Consider the following 21,098-nt stretch of genomic DNA (forward strand, 5'->3'; position numbering starts at 1 on the left):
AACTTTGATTTTTAATAGAATGCACTAAAAAGCGAATGGATCTAGGTGAAACGATATTCAAATACCTAACAGATATGCACTTACATCTCCGCCCTAAAGGACGGAGTTTTTCGTGCTAGTGGGATAAAAACGCCATAGGTGTTTGTGGGGACATCACTCAAACCGAAATTAAAGAAAAAATTATAGAGTTGGCTAAAAAATTAGAAATCAACATGATCATTGGCGGGCCTCCATGTCAAGGCTTTTCTAATAAAGGGAAAAATTTAGAGCTAAAAGACCCTAGGAATTTTTTATTCTTAGAATATATAGAAATAGTCAAAGCCATAAAGCCAGAAATTTTTATCATTGAGAATGTGAAAAACATAATCTCTTGCACTAAAGGCTATTTTTTAGAAGAAATCAAAGAAAGATTGAACGCTTTAGGGTATCAATTGAGCTATCAAATCCTAAACGCTAAAGATTATGGCGTACCTCAAGACAGAGAGAGGGCTTTTATTGTAAGGGCTAGTCGTTTTAGTTTTGATTTCAATCTTTTAGAGCCTTCTCAAAGCGTGAATATTCAAGATGCCATAAGCGATTTAGCTTATCTTTGTTCTAATGAAGGGGCGTTTGAGAGCGATTATTTAAACCCTATCCAATCAAGCTATCAAGCCTTAATGCGAAAAAACAGCCCTAAATTATACAACCACCAAGCCACCAACCACTCCCAAGCCGCTTTAGAGAAATTAAAACTCATTAACAAAGAGCAAGGTAAAGAATGCTTGCCTAAAAACTTGCATGGCAAACAGCAATTCAAAAGCACATGGGGGCGCTTAAATTGGAATAAAATCAGCCCCACCATAGACACACGCTTTGACACTCCCAGTAATGGCACCAACTCCCACCCCAAATTGCACCGCTCTATCACGCCCAGAGAAGCCGCCAGGATACAAAGTTTTAGCGATAATTATATCTTTTATGGCAATAAAACGAGCGTTTGCAAGCAAATCGGTAACGCTGTGCCTCCTCTTCTAGCCCTAGCTTTAGGCAAAGCGATCTTAAAAAACTTAAGAAAATGATACAAATCCACCACGCTGACGCTTTTGAAATCATCAAAGACTTTTACCAGCAAAATTTAAAAGTGGATGCGATCATCACAGACCCTCCTTACAACATTTCGGTTAAAAACAATTTTTCCACCCTAAAGAGCGCTAAAAGGCAAGGCATAGATTTTGGGGAATGGGATAAAAATTTCAAGATTTTAGAATGGATCAAGCGCTACGCCCCCTTAGTCAATCCAAACGGCTGCATAATTATTTTTTGCTCTTACAGGTTTATAAGCTATATCGCTGATTTTTTAGAAGAAAACGGCTTTGTGGTCAAAGACTTTATCCAATGGGTTAAAACTAATCCCATGCCAAGAAACATTCACCGGCGCTATGTCCAGGACACGGAATTTGCCCTGTGGGCGGTTAAAAAGAAAGCTAAATGGGTGTTTAACAAGCCCGAAAATGAAAAATACTTACGGCCTTTGATTTTAAAAAGCCCTGTGGTAAGCGGGCTTGAAAAGACCAAACACCCCACGCAAAAAAGCCTGGCTTTAATGGAAAAAATCATTTCCATCCACACAAACCCTAATAACATCGTTCTAGATCCTTTCATGGGGAGCGGCACCACCGGCTTAGCGTGCAAGCGTTTAGAACGAAATTTTATCGGCATAGAATCAGAAAAAGAATATTTTCAAACCGCCAAAAAGCGTTTGAATTCGCTTTAAAAACGCTATTTGAATGAGATTGTGTTATAGTTATTTAAAAGGATATTTTGAATGAAAAGAATGTTAGCGGAGTTTGAAAAAATCCAAGCGATTCTAATGGCGTTCCCCCATGAGTTTGGCGACTGGGCGTATTGCATCAAGGAGGCTAGGGAAAGTTTTTTAAACATCATTCAAGCCATAGCCAAACACGCCAAAGTGTTAGTGTGCGTCCATACTAGCGATACTATTGGCTATGAGATGCTTAAAAACTTATCTGGTGTAGAAATCGCAAAGGTCGACACTAACGACACATGGGCTAGGGATTTTGGAGCGATCAGTATTGAAAATCATGGCGTTTTAGAGTGCTTGGATTTTGGTTTTAATGGCTGGGGGTTAAAATACCCGTCCAATTTAGACAATCAGGTGAATTTCAAGCTCAAAAACTTAGGGTTTTTAAAACACCCTTTAAAAACGATGCCCTATATTTTAGAGGGCGGGAGCATAGAAAGCGATGGGGCCGGGAGCATTTTAACCAACACCCAATGCCTTCTAGAAAAAAATCGTAACCCCCATTTGAATCAAAATGAAATAGAAAACATGCTTAAAAAGGAATTAGGGGCTAAACAAGTGCTGTGGTATTCTTATGGCTATTTAAAAGGCGATGATACGGATAGCCATACCGACACGCTCGCTCGCTTTTTAGATAAAGACACCATTGTTTATAGCGCATGCGAGGATAAAAACGATGAGCATTACACAGCCTTAAAGAAAATGCAAGAAGAATTAAAAACCTTTAAAAAACTAGATGGAACGCCCTATAAACTCATCCCCCTAGAAATCCCCAAAACCATTTTTGATGAAAACCAACAACGCTTGCCGGCGACTTATGTGAATTTTTTATTGTGCAATAACGCTCTCATCGTGCCTACCTACAACGACCCTAAAGACGCACTCATTTTAGAAACCTTAAAACAACACACGCCCCTAGAAGTGATAGGGGTTGATTGCAATACCTTAATCAAACAGCATGGGAGTTTGCATTGTGTAACGATGCAACTTTATTGAACAAAATCACGCTTTTTGGCGTGGTTCAAGGCGTGGGCATGCGCCCTTTTGTTTATACCCTGGCTCAAAAATTAGGGCTTGTAGGCTTTGCGCGTAACGCCCAAGCGGCTTTAGAGATCGTCTTACCCGCTCACAAAACAGAGTCTTTTTTAAACGCTCTAAAAAAAGGATTGCCCCCCTTAGCGTTGGTGGAAAAAATCATTATTAGCCCCTATGATAAGGCGCTTCATTTTAATGATTTTAGGATTTTAGAAAGCAAGAACCACCCTTTAAATTTACTCAGTCAAATCCCTAAAGATTTAGGCGTGTGTGAGGATTGCTTGCGCGAAATTAGAGATAAAAACTCCCCCTATTTTCATTACGCTTTCAATTCTTGCGCGAAGTGCGGGGCGAGATACAGCCTTTTAAACGCCCTGCCCTATGACAGAGAAAATTCCGCCTTAAAACCTTTCAAGCTCTGCAAATTTTGTGCATCCGTTTATAAAGACGCCACCAACAAACGATTCCACATTCAAGGCATCAGCTGCAAAAAGTGCGGTATTACGCTCAATTACAAGCGGTTCAAAAATGATGACGCTCTTTTAGAATGCGCTAAAGACATTCAAAAAGGTAAAATCATCGCTCTTAAAGGTTTGGGAGGCTTTGCCCTCTTGTGCGATGCGAGGAATTTTCAAACCATAGAAAGATTACGGCTTTTAAAAAACCGCCCCCTAAAGCCTTTTGCGCTCATGTTTAAAGACTTAAACGCAGCCAAACAGCATGCGTTTTTGAACGCGTTAGAATGCGAGAGCTTGAATTCTACAAGCACCCCCATTCTTTTAGCGCGTAAAAAACCCGACATAAAATTAGCCCCCAATATCGCCAAAAACTCCCCCTTTTATGGCGTCATTTTGCCCTATACCCCTTTGCATGCTTTATTACTGGATTTATTGGATTCCCCTATTGTATTCACGAGCGCGAATTTCAACTCCCTCCCTTTAGCGAGCGATGAGGTTGAGATTGACGCCTTGAGTTTCATTTTTGATTTTAAGCTCACGCACAATCGTGCTATCATCCATAGGATTGATGATAGTATCGTGCAGCACATGGATAATATCATTCGCCCCATGCGTTTGGCTAGGGGGTTTGCCCCCCTTTACCTCACTTTGCCCAAACGCTCTAACCATCCGCCCAAAAAGATTTTAGCGCTTGGAGCGGAGCAAAAAGGGCATTTTAGCTTATTGGATAGCGGGACTTCCATTCTTTTACTCTCGCCTTTTTGTGGGGATTTGAGCGTTTTAGAAAATGAAAAACACTTTAAAGAAACTTTGAATTTTTTCTTAAAAACCTATGATTTTAAACCCACCATCTTAGCTTGCGATAAACATAAAAACTACACCACCACTCAAATGGCTTTTGATTTTAATACGCCCTTGTTGCAAGTCCAGCACCACCATGCCCACTTTTTAGCGAGTATCTTAGACGCATTGTTACAAGACCCGCATTTAAATCACCCTTTTATAGGCATTGTCTGGGATGGGAGTGGGGCTTATGAAAATAAGATTTATGGGGCGGAGTGTTTTGTGGGGGATTTTGAGCACATTGAAGAAACCGCCAGGTTTGAAGAATTTCTGCTTTTAGGGGGGCAAAAAGCGATCAAAGAGCCTAAACGCTTGGTTTTAGAAATCGCTTTAAAACACCAACTCAACAAGCTTTTAAAGCGCGTTCAAAAGCATTTTAAAGAAGACGAATTAGAAATTTTTAAACAAATGCATGACAAAAAAATTCAAAGCGTCGCTACCAATTCCATAGGGCGTTTGTTTGATATAGTAGCGTTTAGTTTGGATCTAGTGGGAACGATTAGCTTTGAAGCCGAGAGCGGGCAGGTTTTAGAAAATCTAGCCCTACAAAGCGATGAGATCGCTTTTTACCCTTTTAAAATCAAAAACAGCGTGGTGTGTTTAAAAGAATTTTATCAAGCGTTTGAAAAGGATTTGGGCGTTTTAGAGCCTGAACGCATCGCTAAGAAATTTTTTAACAGCCTAGTAGAAATCATTACCGCTTTGATTGTGCCTTTTAAAGAACATGTCGTGGTGTGCAGTGGGGGCGTGTTTTGCAACCAATTATTATGCGAACAATTAGCCAAACGATTCAAAAAGCTTCAAAGGGAGTATTTTTTCCACAAGCATTTCCCCCCTAATGACAGCAGTATCCCTATCGGTCAAGCCTTAATGGCGTATTTCAACCCTACAATCATCAAAAAAGGATAAAAATGGATAGCGTAACTCTAGCATGCGGGAACGGGGGGAAAGAAACAAACGCTTTAGTTGAGCGGGTCTTTATGCCCTATTTAAAAGAATGGATTGTTGCGTTTGGTGAAGACGCCCCTAAATTTGAAGCTAGTGGGGAATATTGCGTAAGCACGGATAGTTTTGTCATCACGCCTTTAATTTTTAATGGGGGCGATATAGGCAAGCTTTGCGTTTGCGGGAGCGCGAATGACGTGAGCGTGCAAGGGGGCGAACCTTTGTATTTGAATATGGGTTTTATTTTAGAAGAAGGCTTAGAAATCCCTCTTTTAAAACAAATTTTACAATCCATACAAAAAGAATTGTTTAAAGCCAACTTAAAACTCCTCTCCCTAGACACTAAAGTCGTGCCAAAGGGGAGCGTGGATAAGCTTTTTATCAACACAACCTGCATTGGTAAAATCATCAAGCCAGGGATTTCTTCGCACCATTTAAAACAAGGACAAGCCATTATCCTAAGCGACACGATCGCCAATCATGGGGCAAGCCTGTTTGCGATGCGTAATGAAATCAAGCTTAAAACCAATCTAGAAAGCGATTGCCAACTGCTCTACCCCTTATTAAAACCCCTATTTTTAAGCGATCTCAAAATTGATGCTTTAAGAGATGCGACTAGGGGCGGGTTAGCGAGCGTGCTGAACGAATGGGCGAACAGCTCTAGAGTGAAAATCGTTATAGAAGAAGAAAAAATCCCCTTAAAAGAAGAAACGAAAGGGATTTGCGAGATTTTAGGGCTAGAACCCTACGCGCTAGCCAATGAGGGGGTGTTTGTTTTAGCGCTCAATCAAAAAGACGCCCCTAAAGCCTTAGAAATTTTAAAAAGTAATGAGAAAGCGAAAAACGCTTGCGTGATCGGCAAAGTGTTTGAAAACCCTTATCCTAGCGTGGTTTTAAAGAACGCATGGGGTTTTGAAAGAATTTTAGAGATGCCAGAGGGCGAATTATTGCCTAGGATTTGTTAAAGCTAGAGTGCTTTTTAAAACCCTACCGCCTTTGCCCTCTAAAATTTTTTAGAGATCACCTAAGCTAAGTCTACTATACTCAATCCATTTGAGAAAACTTACAATAAGAGGGTGTTAGTGGTGGGTTATAAAAAAGCGGGCTTGATATTAGCAGTCATTTTTGGGTTTGCTGTGTTTTTTTCTGGGTGTAAGAGTGATTACGCAAAAAAAAGATAGTAAAGATAATAAAAGAGAAAGGAATTAAAAAAAAGATAAAAGAGGAAGAGACAATAAAAAAGAGGAAGAGACAATAAAAAAAGAAAAGATAAAGGAAAAGATAAGAGAAGCGTTTGATGAAAAACTGCCAAAAAAACCACCAATAGATCTTAGAATGACTTTTGGATACAATCCTTATTGGATAAGCATCATTTCAAATGTTGGTAGTATCACTATAATGAGTGCAAAAATCAATCGTGGGAATTGTGATAACGATGGATTTCCTTATTTCAAGATTAATAAAACGCTAAGATTTGGCGATAGCTATCAATTTTATATACTTCGTTGTCAGCATATAAAAGAAGTTAGTATAAAGACTGATAAAGGGACTTGGGATTTTGGAATTGGAAGAAGATAAAAACCAACTGATAATCATCTCTAAAACAGACAGCATAGAAATCTAGGACATTCAGTTCAATAGAGAGAATTGCCCGCTCACATAGAATAATAGACAGATTTTCATGCTATTCAAAACTATCTCTTGTAAAAGTTTATTTTTAGCGTAAAGATATTGATGATTAGCCCAATAAAAGCCCCTTACTTTCCCTAGCTCTTTATGAAAAATTAAAATGCTAACACGCCTTGCTTTTTGAAAGCGTTTGAGATTGAGAGCGAAGCGACCAAACCCCTTTTAATGGCTCAAGCTTGTTTGAAGCGAATTGATAAGCACAATATCGTAAAATCGCTAGCCCAACGCTTAATAGCAAAGCGTTTTTATAGCTCTATAAAAGCCTTGATTGTATTTCAAACCTCTAAAAGTTTCAAATAATACTCATAAGCTTCTTTGATGCCCTGCTCTAAAGGGATTTCTAATTCCCACTTTAAAGCCTTTTGTTTGGAAATATCCATAAGTTTTTGCTGCATGCCTACTGGTTTGGATAAATCTTTCACAAACACGCCCTTATAATCTAAAACCTGAGCGACCATTTCATAATACTCTTCAATGCTGTAATCCACTCCAGAGCCGACATTCATCACGCTAGGGATTGAAGCGATATTCTCATAAGCGAGAGCGATGAACCTCGCTAAATCTTTAGCGTTTAAATACTCTCTTCTGGCCGTGCCATCGCCCCACATCGCAAAATTTTTTTCATTTTTTAATTTAGCGGCGTGCATCCTAGCGATAAGCCCTGGTATCATGTGTGCTATTTTTTCTTCAAACTTGTCAAACTCGCCATAAAGGTTGCAAGGCACTAGAGTTTTATAAAAAACGCCCTTTTCAGCGCTCACATACTCGCAATATTTCATCACAGAGAGTTTGGCTAAAGCGTAGCCTTCGTTCGTTGGCTCTAAAGAGCCGTTCAACAAATCGCTCTCTTTTAAAGGGTTAGGGGCGTATTTAGGATAAGCGCAAGAGCTCGCTAGATTAATAGCTTTTTTCACGCCCGAATCTAAAGCGCTAGAAAAGAGGTACAAGCCCATTAATAAATTCTCAACCATGTAAGTTGAAAGATCGTTCATGTTAGCGACAATGCCCCCCACTCTCCCGGCGCAATGGATAATGCCTGTAGGTTTGTATTCTTTCAAATAAGCTTGAACATTGTCCTTATCCAACAAATACAATTCGCTCTTTTTAGGGGTGAGTAGAGTAACATCAGGCTTATTTTTTTTAAAATACAACGCCGTGTTTTGCCCCACCATGCCATAGGCACCGGTGATTAAAATAATCTCATTCATAAAAATTCCTTAAAGTATAGCCCCCATCTTGCAAGTAAAGGTTTTTCTGGCATTCTTTTAAATCGTATTCTAACATGTCCTTAACCAACTCTTTTAAATCGTATTCCCTAACCCAGCCTAGCTCTTTCTCAGCCTTAGTGGGATCGCCTAAGAGCAAATCCACTTCAGTAGGCCTGAAATAGCGCTCGTCTATACGCACCACGATTTGGCCTTTTTTTAAATGGCTTAAGTTTAAGTTTAAAGCGTTCGCTCTTTTTTCATCAACGCTTTTGATCAAACCGATTTCTTTAATCCCTGTATTTTGAAATTCTAAATTGATACCGATAAATCCAAAGCTCATTTTCACAAAATCGCGCACGCTTGTGGTCTTTCCTGTAGCGATCACATAATCTTGTGGGATGGGCGCTTGGAGCATTAAATGCATCATTTTCACGTAATCTTTGGCATGCCCCCAATCTCTTTTAGCGTCTAAATTCCCTAAATACAAGCAATCCGTTAAGTTATACGCTATCGCGCTAGCGGCTCGTGTGATTTTACGAGTGACAAAAGTTTCGCCCCTTACCCTGCTCTCATGGTTAAAAAGAATGCCATTAACCGCAAACAAGTTATAAGCCTCTCTGTAATTTTTGGTGATGTAAAAGGCATACATTTTAGCGACCGCATAGGGGCTTCGTGGGTTAAAGGGGGTGTTTTCATTTTGTGGGGTTTCTAAGACTTCGCCATACAATTCGCTCGTGCTGGCTTGATAGAATCGTGTTTTATTTTCTAAGCCTAAAATCCGCATGGCCTCTAAAATCCTTAGCGTGCCAATACCATCAGCGTTAGCGGTGTATTCTGGGGTTTCAAAAGAGACTTTCACATGGCTTTGAGCGGCTAAATTATAAATCTCTGTAGGCTTAGTGGTAGCGATTAAATGGATGAGGTTAGAGCTATCGGTCATATCCCCATAATGCAAGAAAAAACGCCTTTTATGATCGCTGTGCAAATCTTCATACAAATGATCGATCCTAGAAGTGTTGATGCTAGAAGAGCGCCTTTTTAACCCATGCACTTCATAACCTAAATTGAGCAAGTATTCAGCCAGATAGCTCCCGTCTTGCCCGGTAACCCCGGTGATTAAAGCGATTTTTTCTTTCATTATTGTTCCTTTATTAAATTTTCTTTATTAGGCGTTTTGATTCTGCCTGTTAAAATCGTCATCAACCCTTACAATATCGTCTTCGCCGACATACTCGCCCACTTGGACCTCTATGATGATTAAAGGGATTTTGCCGTAATTAGCCAGGCGGTGTAAGGTGTTTTTAGGGATATAAGTGGACTCATTAGCTTGCAATTCAAACGATTGGTGATCCAACTCCACGCTCGCCATTCCGCTAATCACCACCCAGTGTTCGCTCCTGTGGAAATGCTTTTGTAAAGAAAGCCTTGCGTTTGGTTTGACTTCTAAAATCTTAACCTTGTAACAACCGCTCTCATGCAAGACTTCATAACTCCCCCAAGGGCGATAGACTTTAGTGTGCGTTTGTAATAATTCTTGATTATGCGTTTCTATCTCGCTCACTAGGGCTTTTAAATCCTTAGCTTTGTCTTTATGAGCGACTAAAAGAGCGTCTTTAGTGTCAATGATCGCTAAATCCTCAACCCCTAAAAGAGCGCTCACTTTATGAGAAAACACTAAATTATTTGCGCTTTCTTTGGCAAAAACAGGCGTTTGATTCAAGCTGACATTCTCTTTAGACTCGTTAGCCACTTCTTCAAAAAGAGCGTTAAAATTCCCTAAATCGCTCCACTTGGCGTTTAATCCTACCATTTTGATTTTGTGGCTTTGCTGCATTAAAGCAATATCCACGCTCACATCTTCTAAATCTTGCATGCTCTTTTCGCTCAAACACGCGATCTTTTGTTCAAAAAAATGCGTGTTTTCTAACGATTCAAACGCTCTTTCGCACCCCTTTAAAATAGTAGGGGCATGCTTTTTTAGTTCGTCTAAAAAAACGCCCGCTTGGAAAACAAACATGCCGCTATTGAAATAAAAACCCCCGCTTTTTTGGAATTCTATCGCTTTTTCTAAGCTTGGCTTTTCAATGAATCGCTTGACATCTAAACCATTAGGGCTCTCAATATACCCAAACTCGGTGTTGGGCTTGTCAATACTCACCCCAAAAGTGACTAAAAAACCTTTTTGGGCTAAATTAATCGCTTTTTTGATTGCATTTTCATACGCTTGAAAATCTTTAATCAAATGATCGCTTGGCGTAACGATGAGTAAATCTTCTTTATCGCTCATTAAAGCGCTCAAAGCAATGGCGTTAGCGGTGTTTTTACTCAAGCTCTCTAATAAAAAACCCACGCTTTTGTTTTGGATTTCACTCTTTATCTCTTCTAGGGCTAAAAAATAATGCTTTTCATTGCACACAATGAGCGTTTCATCTACTAAGGAAGCGTTTCTTTTAAAACTCAATTCAAACAAGCTTTTATGGTCAAAAAGCTTTAAAAATTGCTTAGGGTATAGGCTACGGCTTAAAGGCCATAAGCGCTTGCCGCTCCCCCCACTCAGTAAGATATTTTTAATTTTCATGGGTTTTCTTGTCAGGCTCTCTTTTGTTTTTTAGGGTTATTATAGCGTTTTTAATTTGGGATTTTTGAGTCACTTCAAAAACTCAGCGATGACTTCATTCTCTCTGGGTATAGGGAAGAAGATGTCAGTATTGGGCGAAATGAAAACCCTACTCCCCTCTCTAATCACCACAATGGGGGCGATCTTGCTTTTGTCTCTTAAAATTTGATTGACCACTTGATTGATCCCCATGCCGCTTTGCCTCATCAATTGCAACAAAAGATAATCCCCAAAGAAATTAGTCACCTCTTCTTTATTACCTCTGTTGTTTAAAGCCGAAGTGATCCCAATCAACAAGCCGTTAGTGAGCGTAGAAAGCAGTAACGGCACGCCATAGCGTTGGAAATTCCTTTCAATCAATTCCCCCACCAAGCCGTTATAGCCTTTAATGTCCGCCCCTTTAGCGTTAGTGAGCATGATATTGATGCCATGGGGAGTGATGATGCGACTCCATACAATATCCAAGCGGTATTCGCCCATTTTGTTATTGTTGCTGTAATAACCTATGACTTTAGAGCCTTTGGGGATTAAGACGGCTTTGCCCATGTGAGCGAAAATATCGCTTTCCACTTGCGCAATCACTTTACCAGCGATCTGGCTAGAAATGGGCGTGATCAAAAAAGCGGGTATCATTTTATCCGCTGTAATGGTGCGTAAAAGCTTGTTTTCATTAGTGGCGATGTCTTTTTCTTTAAGGTTAGTGAAACCATCAATGCCATTAGGGTTATCCACAGGGAAAATCAGGTTTTCTTCGTAATTTTTAGGGCTTTGTTTGAAAGGGGTGATGCGAGCGGCTAATAAATCTAATTGCTTTAGAGAAAAATCTTTTTTAGGGGGGGTTGTTTTTGGATCTATGGGAGGGCTCTTAAAAGTTTCTTCTTTGGAATAATTCATTTCTTTGGAGTTTAGGGCTTTTAAAGCGGCTTTGAGCTGTTCTTGTAAGGCTTTGATGGTAGCGTCTTTGGAGCTTTCTGTGTTAGTTGACTGTGGGTTTTGAGTGAAGGTGTAGTCTTGTAAGGGGTATTTCACCTCATCGTCATTTAAAAGGCTAGGCTGGTTATTTAAGGGGGCTTTTGGCTTTTGATGATAGACTAAAGAAATGGTTGTAATCGTTGCAAAACCCCCTATAAAAATAAGCACCCCCTTAAGCCACTTATTCATCTCTAGCCCTTTTGACAAAACGGATGCACAAATAGTCCTTACCCAACCTTAAAGTCCATTTAGTAGAAACGTCTTCAGCGATAATATAATCGCCCACAATCCTAGTATTTACCGGGTTATCATAGCCATCAACGACCTTATAAATCACGGGGAATTTAGAAAGCGCTAATCTTTTGTCAAATTTGAAATAAGTGAATTGCTTGTCGTTAAAAATTTCTTTAGGCATCAAAGAGAGTTTGGATTTTTTAGAACAAATCCCTAAACAATACCATTTCCTTTGAGAGCTTTTTAAAGCCCTATAGCCTTTTTGAATGTCTTTTTTAACGATTTTCATTGCGTTAGTGTTATCGCCAATAGTTATAGTCTCTTCTTCTTTTTCTTTGGTTTCTTCTTTTTCTTCTTTTAAGGGTTTGTTGTTGTTTGTGGGAGCGTTTTCAAGGGTATTTTCTTTATTTTCTTTATTTTCTTTTTGGGGCTTCAAAAAAGCGTTAGAATAATAATTTTTATCTTCTATGAAAACCTGTAAATTAGGGTGTTTGGAGCTGGTGAAAGTGGTAGAAAACACATAGAAAGAAAAAATCTTACCCTCGCTATCAATCACGCTGATATTGGAATCCACGCCGATTTGTAAAGGCTTGATGAGTAAAATGCGATCGTTACTCTCTAAGATTTTCGCATCAAAGCCCACCTTATCCCCCAAAACAAAATCGCTAATGGGTTTTGAAAAGAACAATAAGGTCGCCATCGCATAACGCAAGCGGATTTTATAGGTTTGCCCTTGAAAGTAATCAATGTTCAAAGTGTTGGACATTTTGGAGCGGTTTTTGTCAAAAAAGCTCCCTTGAATGGCGTTTAAATCCTGCATGGGGTGGTTTAAATGCGCCGGGGCTGTTTCGTTCGCTTCTTCTAAAAAATCATCGGCTTTTAAAGCGCTAAAAGCCAACAAAAAGCTCATGAGAGCGTATAAAAATTTCCGCATCAATCATTCCTGTTAGTCGGCGCGATTTCAGTGATGCTGTAGCGAGTGATTTTAAAGCCGGTAGGGTTTTTAGGCATGGAAGCGTAATCAAAATCCGGGGTGTCAAACAAATAGCTCAATACGATTTTATAACGCTTTTCATACACGAGCTTGTTTTCATTCGTGAGTTTAGCCGCAATGGACACGCTCGCAATGGGGTTATTGTCTTGCTGATAGATCGCAATATTGACGATATGGACTTCTCTTTCTAAATGGCTTTGCACATAGATGCTGTTTTGCGTTTTAATCAAATCTTCAAAGCGTTGCCACACTTTAGAACTGCTTTGCAAGCGCACCAATTCATAGCGCGATTTATCGTCAATGCGGTTAATGCTCTCTCGGTTTAACACATACGCCCCAATGAGCGAGCGAGCCAACGCTTCATTACTGGAAATGCTTTTATCCGCTCTTTGGATAATGGCGTAATGCTTGTCCTGGTTTAAAAAATCCACGAAATGGTGTTCGGTTTTTTGTAAGGGTAGAAGACTGATTAACACGATCGCTAAAACAAGAGCGATAAAACTCATCAAGCCTAAGAGTTTATAAGCGATTTTCAAGCGGTTCCTCTCCAGCCTAAACACGCTTTGCATGTCCAAATCATTCACCGAAAAACCAGAAAGCTTGTTTTCTAAATGCTTTTCTTGGTGGCTTAAAAGCTCTTCTAAATAGATCAACTGCTCGCTGTTGAAAGGCTTTTCTCTCATGCGAGATTTAACCTGTTTTCATACAAGGTGCAAGGGCTTTTTTTCATCTCATGCACCTTACTGGTGCAACCAAAAAACACAAGTCCCATAATAACAAAAAAAATTCTCATTAAATTCCTATTTATTTAAATTTCATTTTTTGTATTTATTGTATCCTTTTTAACCTTTTTTTGCTTGAAATTTGGGATTTTTACATCTAATTGAGTGGTTTCTACCTTAAATGTGGGGGAATGCGTTTCTTTTTCTTTAGAAACGCTACCGCTTGTAGAAGTAGAAACGCTAGAGGGAGCGGGCGAGGTCGTGATATATTGTAAGGAATTGAGAGCGTTTTGGCTGAGGTTAGCGCTCAAATTGGTGGCGAGTTTGTAAGTTTCTTTAAGGCTGTTTTGCACCCTAAACAAAGCGTTGATGAAAAAAGGCACGCCTATGATAAAAACGCAACACAAAAATAACGCTACCACCAACAAAAGGCTTAAATCTTGTTTTTCTTGCATGCTAGCGTCTATTAAAGCCTTAGTAACCGACACATTCAAAAACCCCACCAACAACAAAAAAGGCTTGTAAAACCCAAGAGCGAAGCATTTTTTTAGGCATATAACCACAACGCTCCTCCAGGTTTTGAAAAACCCAAACGCTAAAAACAGCGCCCCTAAAGAGCACCACACATGCACTTCCAAATACACTAAAATGATGATCGCAAACAGCACGCTCAAAAAAAGCGCTTGCAAAACGCTTAAAAAAAGCCACACGGACATTTCATTATGGCTCAAATCGCTAATAAAGCTAAGGGCATAAAAACCATGATTGAAGATAAAATCTAAAGAAAGCGCATGGTTAGAAAAGTTACTCAAGCTTTGAGAAAGGCTTTGCGCGATCATGTTAGGCGCAATAAAGATAGCGTTTTGAAACAATTCATAAAAGCGCGAAGGGTTTTTTAAAGCGTAGTTAAACAGCGCAAAAAACCCCACAAACCATAACGCTTCTAAAAGCGCGCTAGCGCTGAAGAAATTCTGTTCTTTCAAACTCCTATAAGCAAAGAGCATGAACGCCAAAGCGACTGCGCTATTAAACACCAATTGCGCATGCAAGGTGTAGAGGAAAAATTCAGCGAAACGCCCTAAAATCGCCGTGAGAGGCGTGATAAACCAAGAAAGAATGATTTCATAAGCGTCATGTTTCATCAATGTTTCAACGGACTTTAATGTAAAATTCAAAGCCTTTACGCCAAACTAATAATTCAATTTTAAGTGCGCTTAACGCTTCCCTTAAAGCCTTCGGGCTGAATGCCACGCTTTTAGAATTCACCCATAAAATCCTATCCCCAAGCTTTAAAAAATCCAAGCCTTTAGGCAAATGACTGCCTATTTTAGTGATGATAAAACGCTCGTCTAAAGCGATGCCATAGCGCTCTAAAAAAGTGTCTTTGAGTAAAAACCCCCCATAGCGTTTATTGACTTTGAGCGTTACTTCTTTGATTTGATGATTCCGTTTGATTTTCACTTTGGCAAGGCTTTGGTATTTAAGATTGCTCACCACCCATTCAAACTCCGCTAATGAGCGGATCTTGTAATCATTGATCGCTAGGATTTCATCGTTTTTTAAAAAAGGGTTTTTAGGGAAAAAGGGATCAAATTGCGCTACCACTAAACGCTTATGATGTTCTTCTAAACGCACCCCAATATCCCCATAATAAGGCTCTTTTTGGTTTAAAAAGCGCTTGATAAATTTCGTTTCTATAAAGCCATTCCCCCCTACCCCTAGCCCTAGCATTTGATAGCAAATATTGCTGATAACGCCATTTTTTTGAGTCTTTTGCGAAATTTGAGCGTAGCGGTCATAGCCTTTTTGCCCCACTAATAATCGCGCTTCTAGGGCTTCTTTATCCCCTATGCTAGCCATTGGCCTTATCAGGGCGTCTTTGTCTAAATCCCTTAACATATAAACATACTCGCTTGGCACGCTTTGCAACAAATACAACCCTACAAAAGGATCGGATTTGATGACTCTGGCGTGTTTAGGGTAGGTTTTGGAATAATATAAATACACGCCTTTAGGCAATTCTTTTAAAGCCACGCCTCCTTTTTGAAGGCTCGCTTTTTTAAAAAACGCCTGACAATGCTTGAAATCATAAGCCCCTAAGCCATTCAAAAAAAACCATAGAATGATAAAGGCTTTATAAAGCATCACAACTTGGCAAAATTCCCTAGCATGTTAAAGGCTAAATTCTTTCGGTTTTCTTCTACGGCTTTATACCCGTCATTCAAAGCGCTCATCAAATAGATTTGCATCGCTTCTTTATCTTCTAGCAGGCTGTCATCAATTTGCAAATCCACTAACTCCCCCAACCCATTAAAACTCACGCTCACCATTCCCCCACCGCTTTTGGAAGTGTGGATCGTGTCTTTATTCTTTTCTTCTAGTTGGGAAAACTCTTTTTTCATGCCGTCTAATAACCCGCTTAACCCGCCCAATTGACTAAAATCCATCTCTAACCCTTTTCTAAAATTTCGTTTTTTTCATCCACTAGCACGATGCTCGGCTTGTGTGCATTGATTTCATCTTCATTCATGTTCGCATAAGCTAAAATGATCACCACATCGCCTATGGCCACTTTTCTGGCCGCTGCGCCATTGACGCAAATTTCGCCCCTTTTTTTCCCTAAAATCACATAGGTGCTGAAGCGTTCGCCGTTATTGACATCCACGATTTCTACTTTCATGCCCTCTCTAAGCCTGGCGAGCTTGGCTAAATCCTCATCTATGGTGATCGAGCCTATATAATTGAGGTTAGCGTCTGTGATAGTAGCCCTATGGATTTTACTATAAAGCATTTCAAAAGTCATTTTCTTTCACCTTTTGTGCGCGCTTGATTTCTTTTAAAACCAATTGGTTTTTTTCTAGCAAGCAAGTGATCTTACAAGGTTTTTTAAACGATTGCAAGAGCAGTATATCGCTTAATTTAGTTTTGATTTCATGGTGAATGATTTTTTTAATTTCTCTCGCTCCTAAAGTCGTTTGGTAGCTTTTTTGCGCAATAAATTTCACAACTTCTTTATGGAATTTTAAGATCACGCCTTGCTCTAGCGCTAGGGCTTTTAATTTGTCTAATTCCACAGAAACAATGCGTTCAAAATCTTCCAAACTGAGCGCGTTAAACGGCACGATCGCATCAATCCTAGAGCGTAATTCAGGAGTCAAAAGCTCTTTAACGGCTCTATCATACTTGGCGTTTTTAGCGCTAAAAAACCCTAGCGTGTCCTTATCCTTACTCCCCACATTTGAAGTCATAATCAGTATCACATGCTTAAAACTCGCCTGATTGCCTAAATTATCGCTCAAAGTGGCGTTATCCATCACCTGCAACAACAAATCATACACATTAGGGTGGGCTTTTTCTATTTCATCTAAAAGCAACAAACAATGCGGGTGCTTTTTAATCGCATTCACCAATAACCCCCCTTGCTCAAACCCCACATAACCGCTAGGACTCCCGATGAGCTTTGCCACGCTATGGGCTTCTTTGTATTCGCTCATGTCAAAGCGTTCAAAATGCAAATTCAAATTCAAGGCCAATTCTTTAGCCAATTCCGTTTTCCCCACCCCACTAGGCCCCACGAATAAAAAGCTCCCCACAGGCTTATTTTTTGCAGAAAGCCCGCAATACTGGATTTTAATCGCATTGCTGACGAGACTGATCGCTTCTGCTTGGGCAAAAATCTTATTTTTAAGCGATTTTTCTAAATTCCTTAAAAGGGCTTTTTTATCGCTGCTCAAACGCATTTTAGGGATTTTAAGCTTGAGAGCGAGCGTTTCTTTCACGTCATCAACGCCGATTTTTTTGCCCTTTTTAGGGTTGATTTTTTTCCTCGATCCCACCTCATCTAATAATTCAATCGCTTTATCCGGCAAGAATTTATCATGCATGTAATCACTCGTTAAATCCACGCATGCCTTAAACACGCTCTCATCATAACGCACCTGGTGGTGTTCTTCATAAAGGGGAGCGATCTTTTTTAAAATCAAGTAACACGCCTCTTTAGAAGGCTCTTCAACTTTTATGACTGAAAAGCGCCTGTTAAAAGCCTTGTCTTTTTCAAACACGCTGCGGTATTCTTCAAAAGTGGTCGCTCCTAAACACTTCAAGCTCCCATCCGTTAGAACCGGTTTTAATATGTTCGCCGCATCCAAGCTCCCAGCGTTACTGCTCCCTGCGCCTAAAAGGGTGTGGATTTCATCAATGAATAAAATGATGCGGCCGTTTTGTTGGATTTCTTTGAGCGTTTTTTTCAAGCGTTTTTCAAAATCCCCTCTGTATTTTGCCCCAGCCACCATTAAAGCCAAATCCAAAGAATAGACTTCATATTCTTGCAAAAACTCCGGCACTTCTTTTTGAGCGATTTTTAAAGCCAAAGCTTCAGCGATGGAGGTTTTCCCTACGCCCGCTTCGCCAATTAAAAGCGGGTTATTCTTTTTTCTGCGCCCTAAAATTTCTATCACTCTTAAAATCTCTTCTTCTCTGCCAATGACTGGATCTAAAGCGTTGTCTTGAGCTAAAGCGCTCAAATTTTTAGCGTATTTTTTTAGGGGAGTGTTTTTGGGCGCTTCTTCTTCATTGGTGTCATTAGGAATGCCATGGTTATCCAAATCCAATGAAGCAGGATTAGAATACAAACGAGCGATGCCAAAACTATCCATGAGTTTTGAAGCGTAACAATCGGGGTGATCTAGCATTAAAATAAGCAATTCTTCCACGCCCACGCTCTCAAAAGCGCTCGCATACATTCTTTTAAGCATTCTTAATAGCACAAAACTCCTAGCAGGCATTTTGGCTGGATCACTCTTTAAAGGCACATATTGCAACAAATAGTCTTTAAGGATTTGTTTTAATCTATCATAGTCATCTCTTTCTAAAGCGCCAATCATCTTTGCCCCGCTCTCATGCTCTAAAATGACCAATAGCACATGCTCTGTGGTGCAAAGGGCATGGTTAAGATCTAAGGCTAAATTTAAAGCTCGGTTTAGGACTTCATTGAGATCTTGATTGAATTTAGCCATTATCTTATCTCTTCTACCAATAATTTTAAAGGGAGATCTAGCTCTCTGGCTTTATCTCTAACCCATGCTGCCCTATGTCTGGCAATATCATAAGGATAGACGCCACAAACCCCCTCGCCATCACGATGGATGCTTGATGTGAGAGCTTGAGCTTCTTCTAAAGATTTGTCAAAAAAATCCCTCAAAGCAGAGATGACAAATTCCGCTGTCGTAATGGGGTCATCAACCATGATCACTTGCGCCATGGTGGGGGTGGGTATGTCATACATTTTCATGCCGCTTATCCATGCTACTTGGCGATCACAACGGGGATACTGGATTGTTCAACAAGGCTATTTTGGTGCGAAATGAACAAACGATACAACAAATTAGATTCGCTCGCTCCGATCAATAACAAATCATAATCCTTAGCCATATCCAAGACCACATCAATCAAATCGCCGCTTTTTAGAACGCTCTCGCACTCTATGTTTTCTTTTTTGAAAGCGTCTTCAAATTGCTTTAACAAAGCCTTAGCTTTTTCTTCTTCTAAGGCTTCTGTTTGGCCATAATCCATCATCCCGCTTTCGCTATAAATAAACACTTCCATGCTCACATGCAACAAGGTGAAACGGACCTCTTTAAGCGAATGGGCTAATTTGACAGCGAATTTAATAGCATTATAACATTCTTGCGTGTCGCTAATCCCAAATAAAATATTCATAAGAACCAACCTTAAATGGAGTTTTGGTATTATACCAAATAAACCCTAATGACCCGCTGAAGGCTCAAAGATAAAGCGCTACAATCTCGCTTAAAGAAAAGGACACAAAATGCTATTGAATTACGATTTTTTAGAATTTGTTGATGAACCACATAATAGAAGCACTTCCTTGACAGCATCTATTGATAAAGCGTTAGCGGACAGGAAGTTAGCTAGACAAAATAAACCTAGAGTAAGGATAAAAGGTGGATTGTCTTTAAGAGCGACACTAGATGCGTTTGGTGAGGAACTCTCACGACTTAAAAGAGAACAAGATACGACTATTAAAGCTACTAGTCTTAACAGCATTGTTAATAAAATCAAAAGCGGACTACCTTTTGGGACTATCTCTGCGTTTAGAGTTTTTAAACCTTATTTTGAAGCCACATTCACTGATGACCAACAAGCCTTGTTAAAAAAAGCTTATAGTAGTGGATTAAGACCTAATGAAAAAGACAAAATATCAAAGCTTTATTTAGCTCAAATGAAAGAGAATAAGACTAAATTTAGAGAGGCAACTGATGACATTGACCCCACAAAATCTATTAAAGTTAAGGAATTTTTTAGACCTTCAGGTAAAGTTATCCCACAATATAAGATTTTAGTTAAAGGAATTTATGAGACATTGAGTAGGAAGTTAGGTAAAAATTATGTTGATGAGTTCATAAACAGCAATGCGACAATGAGAGACTTTATGTCTAGTGATAAATTTGTTAAAAAATACCGCTTCACTCAAAAAGACAATATTAAAAGGACACAACAGCTAAAATCTCTATTAGACCAAAAGAGACACTTTTTAGGTTATCTACAAGTAACAGGTTATTGGAAAGATAGGTTAGATGACCCATTATTACCAAGCAAAGAAGTCAGTTTCTTTGTGTTTCAAAACGAACCTAGTAACTCATTTAACTTGAAAGACCAATTATTAGATTTGGCAAATTATTTCAATCAATCGGCGATTTGTTATTGCGACAACGCCGAGACAGGCAAAGTAGATTTAGTATTAGCGACAGAAAAGGATTTTGGTAAAGTGGATTGGACTTTTACAGGCATCACATTCTCTGCTCCTAATGAATTGCCACAATCTCTTACAAGATTACAAGACAAAGTCTATACTTTCTTTAAAAAAGAAGACAAAGACAATTATGGTGTGTATTTTAAAGACATCGTTAAGACACAAATAAAAGCGATAAGACTACCTAGAGGTTTTACAGAGGGGTTAGGAGTTATGGACTTTGTTAAATCTAGCATTATAGCAAGACAGAATAGTTCTAGGACTAATGGGTATCAACAATCATTCTCTATTGATGAGATAGAGGATTGGGAACGAAAAGGCATTTTTGACAGAGAAAAACTAAAATGTATCACAAGCAAAAGCTTTAGGCAGAGCTATAACCACAATATTAAAATCCGCAAGGTTGCCAACGCTTTACGACAAGGCAAAAAAGTGAGTAGGACATTATTGGCTAAAGTGCTTGCTAACACCATAGACACCGATGCAGGTTATTGCTTTATTTCACCGACAGATTTAGCGACACAACTTAACAATATCAGCCCTAGACTATCTAAAAGCATCGTTACCGCCATAGAGCAAGCAGAGGGCGTTAGACTAAATTATGCGTTAATTGACAAGGTTACCTATAACTCGCTCCACAATATCTTAAGTTTCATTTTTGATATTGATAACCCTTTAAGCGACCAAGACTTACAAGAATTAGTCATTGAAGTCCCAAAAGAAGCACTTAAAAATGTGAAGTTACCACAAATCAAAAATGTATTGACCGCTCAAATCTTTGAGGGCGCTTACCACTTTAAAAGTTAAA

The 21,098-nt window shown here is 39.4% G+C and carries 20 protein-coding genes and 1 pseudogene; 7 read left to right on the forward strand and 14 right to left on the reverse strand.

The window, feature by feature from the left end; genetic code table 11:
• Positions 1 to 125: 125 nt before the first annotated feature.
• From H7N67_RS06970 to H7N67_RS08025, 6 genes and pseudogenes are all read left to right on the forward strand, one after another.
• Positions 126 to 1,058: pseudogene (locus H7N67_RS06970) on the forward strand (DNA cytosine methyltransferase); the annotation flags it as partial.
• On the forward strand, positions 1,055 to 1,753 hold the full coding sequence (locus H7N67_RS06975) for a DNA-methyltransferase (protein ID WP_187939500.1): 699 nt from the start codon (positions 1,055 to 1,057) through the stop codon (positions 1,751 to 1,753). The pseudogene H7N67_RS06970 and the gene H7N67_RS06975, both read left to right, overlap by 4 nt.
• A gap of 51 nt (positions 1,754 to 1,804) precedes the next feature.
• On the forward strand, positions 1,805 to 2,797 hold the full coding sequence (locus H7N67_RS06980) for an agmatine deiminase family protein (RefSeq protein WP_187939501.1): 993 nt from the start codon (positions 1,805 to 1,807) through the stop codon (positions 2,795 to 2,797).
• Positions 2,794 to 5,046 carry a carbamoyltransferase HypF gene (gene hypF / locus H7N67_RS06985; RefSeq protein WP_187939515.1) on the forward strand — a complete coding sequence of 751 codons (2,253 nt, stop codon included), beginning with the start codon at positions 2,794 to 2,796 and terminating at the stop codon, positions 5,044 to 5,046. Before H7N67_RS06980 ends, hypF begins: the two co-directional genes overlap by 4 nt.
• A gap of 2 nt (positions 5,047 to 5,048) precedes the next feature.
• Complete coding sequence (gene hypE / locus H7N67_RS06990) at positions 5,049 to 6,047, forward strand: hydrogenase expression/formation protein HypE (protein ID WP_187939502.1); 999 nt, start codon at positions 5,049 to 5,051, stop codon at positions 6,045 to 6,047.
• A 370-nt stretch (positions 6,048 to 6,417) separates the two neighbouring features.
• Entirely contained in the window at positions 6,418 to 6,660 is a 243-nt protein-coding gene (locus H7N67_RS08025; protein ID WP_022576248.1) for a hypothetical protein, read from the forward strand.
• A gap of 386 nt (positions 6,661 to 7,046) precedes the next feature.
• Here the strand turns inward: H7N67_RS08025 and H7N67_RS06995 are convergent, their stop codons facing one another.
• From H7N67_RS06995 to H7N67_RS07060, 14 genes are all read right to left on the reverse strand, one after another.
• Entirely contained in the window at positions 7,047 to 7,979 is a 933-nt protein-coding gene (locus H7N67_RS06995; protein ID WP_108300185.1) for a GDP-L-fucose synthase family protein, read from the reverse strand.
• Complete coding sequence (gene gmd, locus H7N67_RS07000; protein ID WP_187907490.1) at positions 7,972 to 9,117, reverse strand: GDP-mannose 4,6-dehydratase; 1,146 nt, start codon at positions 9,115 to 9,117, stop codon at positions 7,972 to 7,974. The genes H7N67_RS06995 and gmd overlap by 8 nt, the downstream gene beginning before the upstream one ends.
• Positions 9,118 to 9,144: 27 nt before the next feature.
• Positions 9,145 to 10,557, reverse strand: coding sequence for a mannose-1-phosphate guanylyltransferase/mannose-6-phosphate isomerase (locus tag H7N67_RS07005; RefSeq protein ID WP_187939503.1), 1,413 nt, complete (start codon positions 10,555 to 10,557; stop codon positions 9,145 to 9,147).
• A 69-nt stretch (positions 10,558 to 10,626) separates the two neighbouring features.
• Positions 10,627 to 11,757 (reverse strand): DNA type IV secretion system protein ComB10, encoded by a 1,131-nt coding sequence (locus H7N67_RS07010; protein WP_187939504.1) that lies wholly within the window; start codon positions 11,755 to 11,757, stop codon positions 10,627 to 10,629.
• Entirely contained in the window at positions 11,750 to 12,736 is a 987-nt protein-coding gene (locus tag H7N67_RS07015; RefSeq protein ID WP_187939505.1) for a TrbG/VirB9 family P-type conjugative transfer protein, read from the reverse strand. The genes H7N67_RS07010 and H7N67_RS07015 overlap by 8 nt, the downstream gene beginning before the upstream one ends.
• A complete protein-coding gene (locus H7N67_RS07020; protein ID WP_187939506.1) occupies positions 12,736 to 13,479 on the reverse strand; it encodes a VirB8 family type IV secretion system protein in 744 nt (247 codons plus the stop codon). Before H7N67_RS07020 ends, H7N67_RS07015 begins: the two co-directional genes overlap by 1 nt.
• Positions 13,476 to 13,589 (reverse strand): hypothetical protein, encoded by a 114-nt coding sequence (locus H7N67_RS07025; RefSeq protein WP_001217873.1) that lies wholly within the window; start codon positions 13,587 to 13,589, stop codon positions 13,476 to 13,478. The genes H7N67_RS07020 and H7N67_RS07025 overlap by 4 nt, the downstream gene beginning before the upstream one ends.
• A 15-nt stretch (positions 13,590 to 13,604) precedes the next feature.
• A complete protein-coding gene (locus H7N67_RS07030) occupies positions 13,605 to 14,660 on the reverse strand; it encodes a type IV secretion system protein (protein ID WP_187939516.1) in 1,056 nt (351 codons plus the stop codon).
• 7 nt (positions 14,661 to 14,667) lie between these two features.
• Positions 14,668 to 15,663 (reverse strand): PDZ domain-containing protein, encoded by a 996-nt coding sequence (locus H7N67_RS07035; RefSeq protein WP_187939517.1) that lies wholly within the window; start codon positions 15,661 to 15,663, stop codon positions 14,668 to 14,670.
• On the reverse strand, positions 15,663 to 15,965 hold the full coding sequence (locus H7N67_RS07040; protein WP_000347926.1) for a YbaB/EbfC family nucleoid-associated protein: 303 nt from the start codon (positions 15,963 to 15,965) through the stop codon (positions 15,663 to 15,665). The genes H7N67_RS07035 and H7N67_RS07040 overlap by 1 nt, the downstream gene beginning before the upstream one ends.
• A 2-nt stretch (positions 15,966 to 15,967) precedes the next feature.
• Positions 15,968 to 16,321, reverse strand: coding sequence for an aspartate 1-decarboxylase (gene panD, locus H7N67_RS07045; RefSeq protein WP_187939507.1), 354 nt, complete (start codon positions 16,319 to 16,321; stop codon positions 15,968 to 15,970).
• Positions 16,311 to 18,533, reverse strand: coding sequence for an AAA family ATPase (locus H7N67_RS07050; protein ID WP_187939508.1), 2,223 nt, complete (start codon positions 18,531 to 18,533; stop codon positions 16,311 to 16,313). The genes panD and H7N67_RS07050 overlap by 11 nt, the downstream gene beginning before the upstream one ends.
• Positions 18,533 to 18,808, reverse strand: a complete 276-nt coding sequence (locus H7N67_RS07055) for an ATP-dependent Clp protease adaptor ClpS (RefSeq protein ID WP_000784856.1) — start codon at positions 18,806 to 18,808, stop codon at positions 18,533 to 18,535. The genes H7N67_RS07050 and H7N67_RS07055 overlap by 1 nt, the downstream gene beginning before the upstream one ends.
• A 14-nt stretch (positions 18,809 to 18,822) precedes the next feature.
• The gene (locus tag H7N67_RS07060) at positions 18,823 to 19,236 is read right to left on the reverse strand and encodes a universal stress protein (protein WP_001023005.1); all 414 of its coding nucleotides are present in this window, start codon (positions 19,234 to 19,236) and stop codon (positions 18,823 to 18,825) included.
• Between the two features lie 109 nt (positions 19,237 to 19,345).
• Between H7N67_RS07060 and H7N67_RS07065 the strand changes: the two genes are divergently transcribed.
• Complete coding sequence (locus H7N67_RS07065) at positions 19,346 to 21,097, forward strand: hypothetical protein (protein ID WP_187939509.1); 1,752 nt, start codon at positions 19,346 to 19,348, stop codon at positions 21,095 to 21,097.
• Position 21,098: the final 1 nt, after the last annotated feature.

The sequence above is a fragment of the Helicobacter pylori genome, from assembly GCF_014498195.1.
Lineage (GTDB): Bacteria > Campylobacterota > Campylobacteria > Campylobacterales > Helicobacteraceae > Helicobacter > Helicobacter pylori_DO.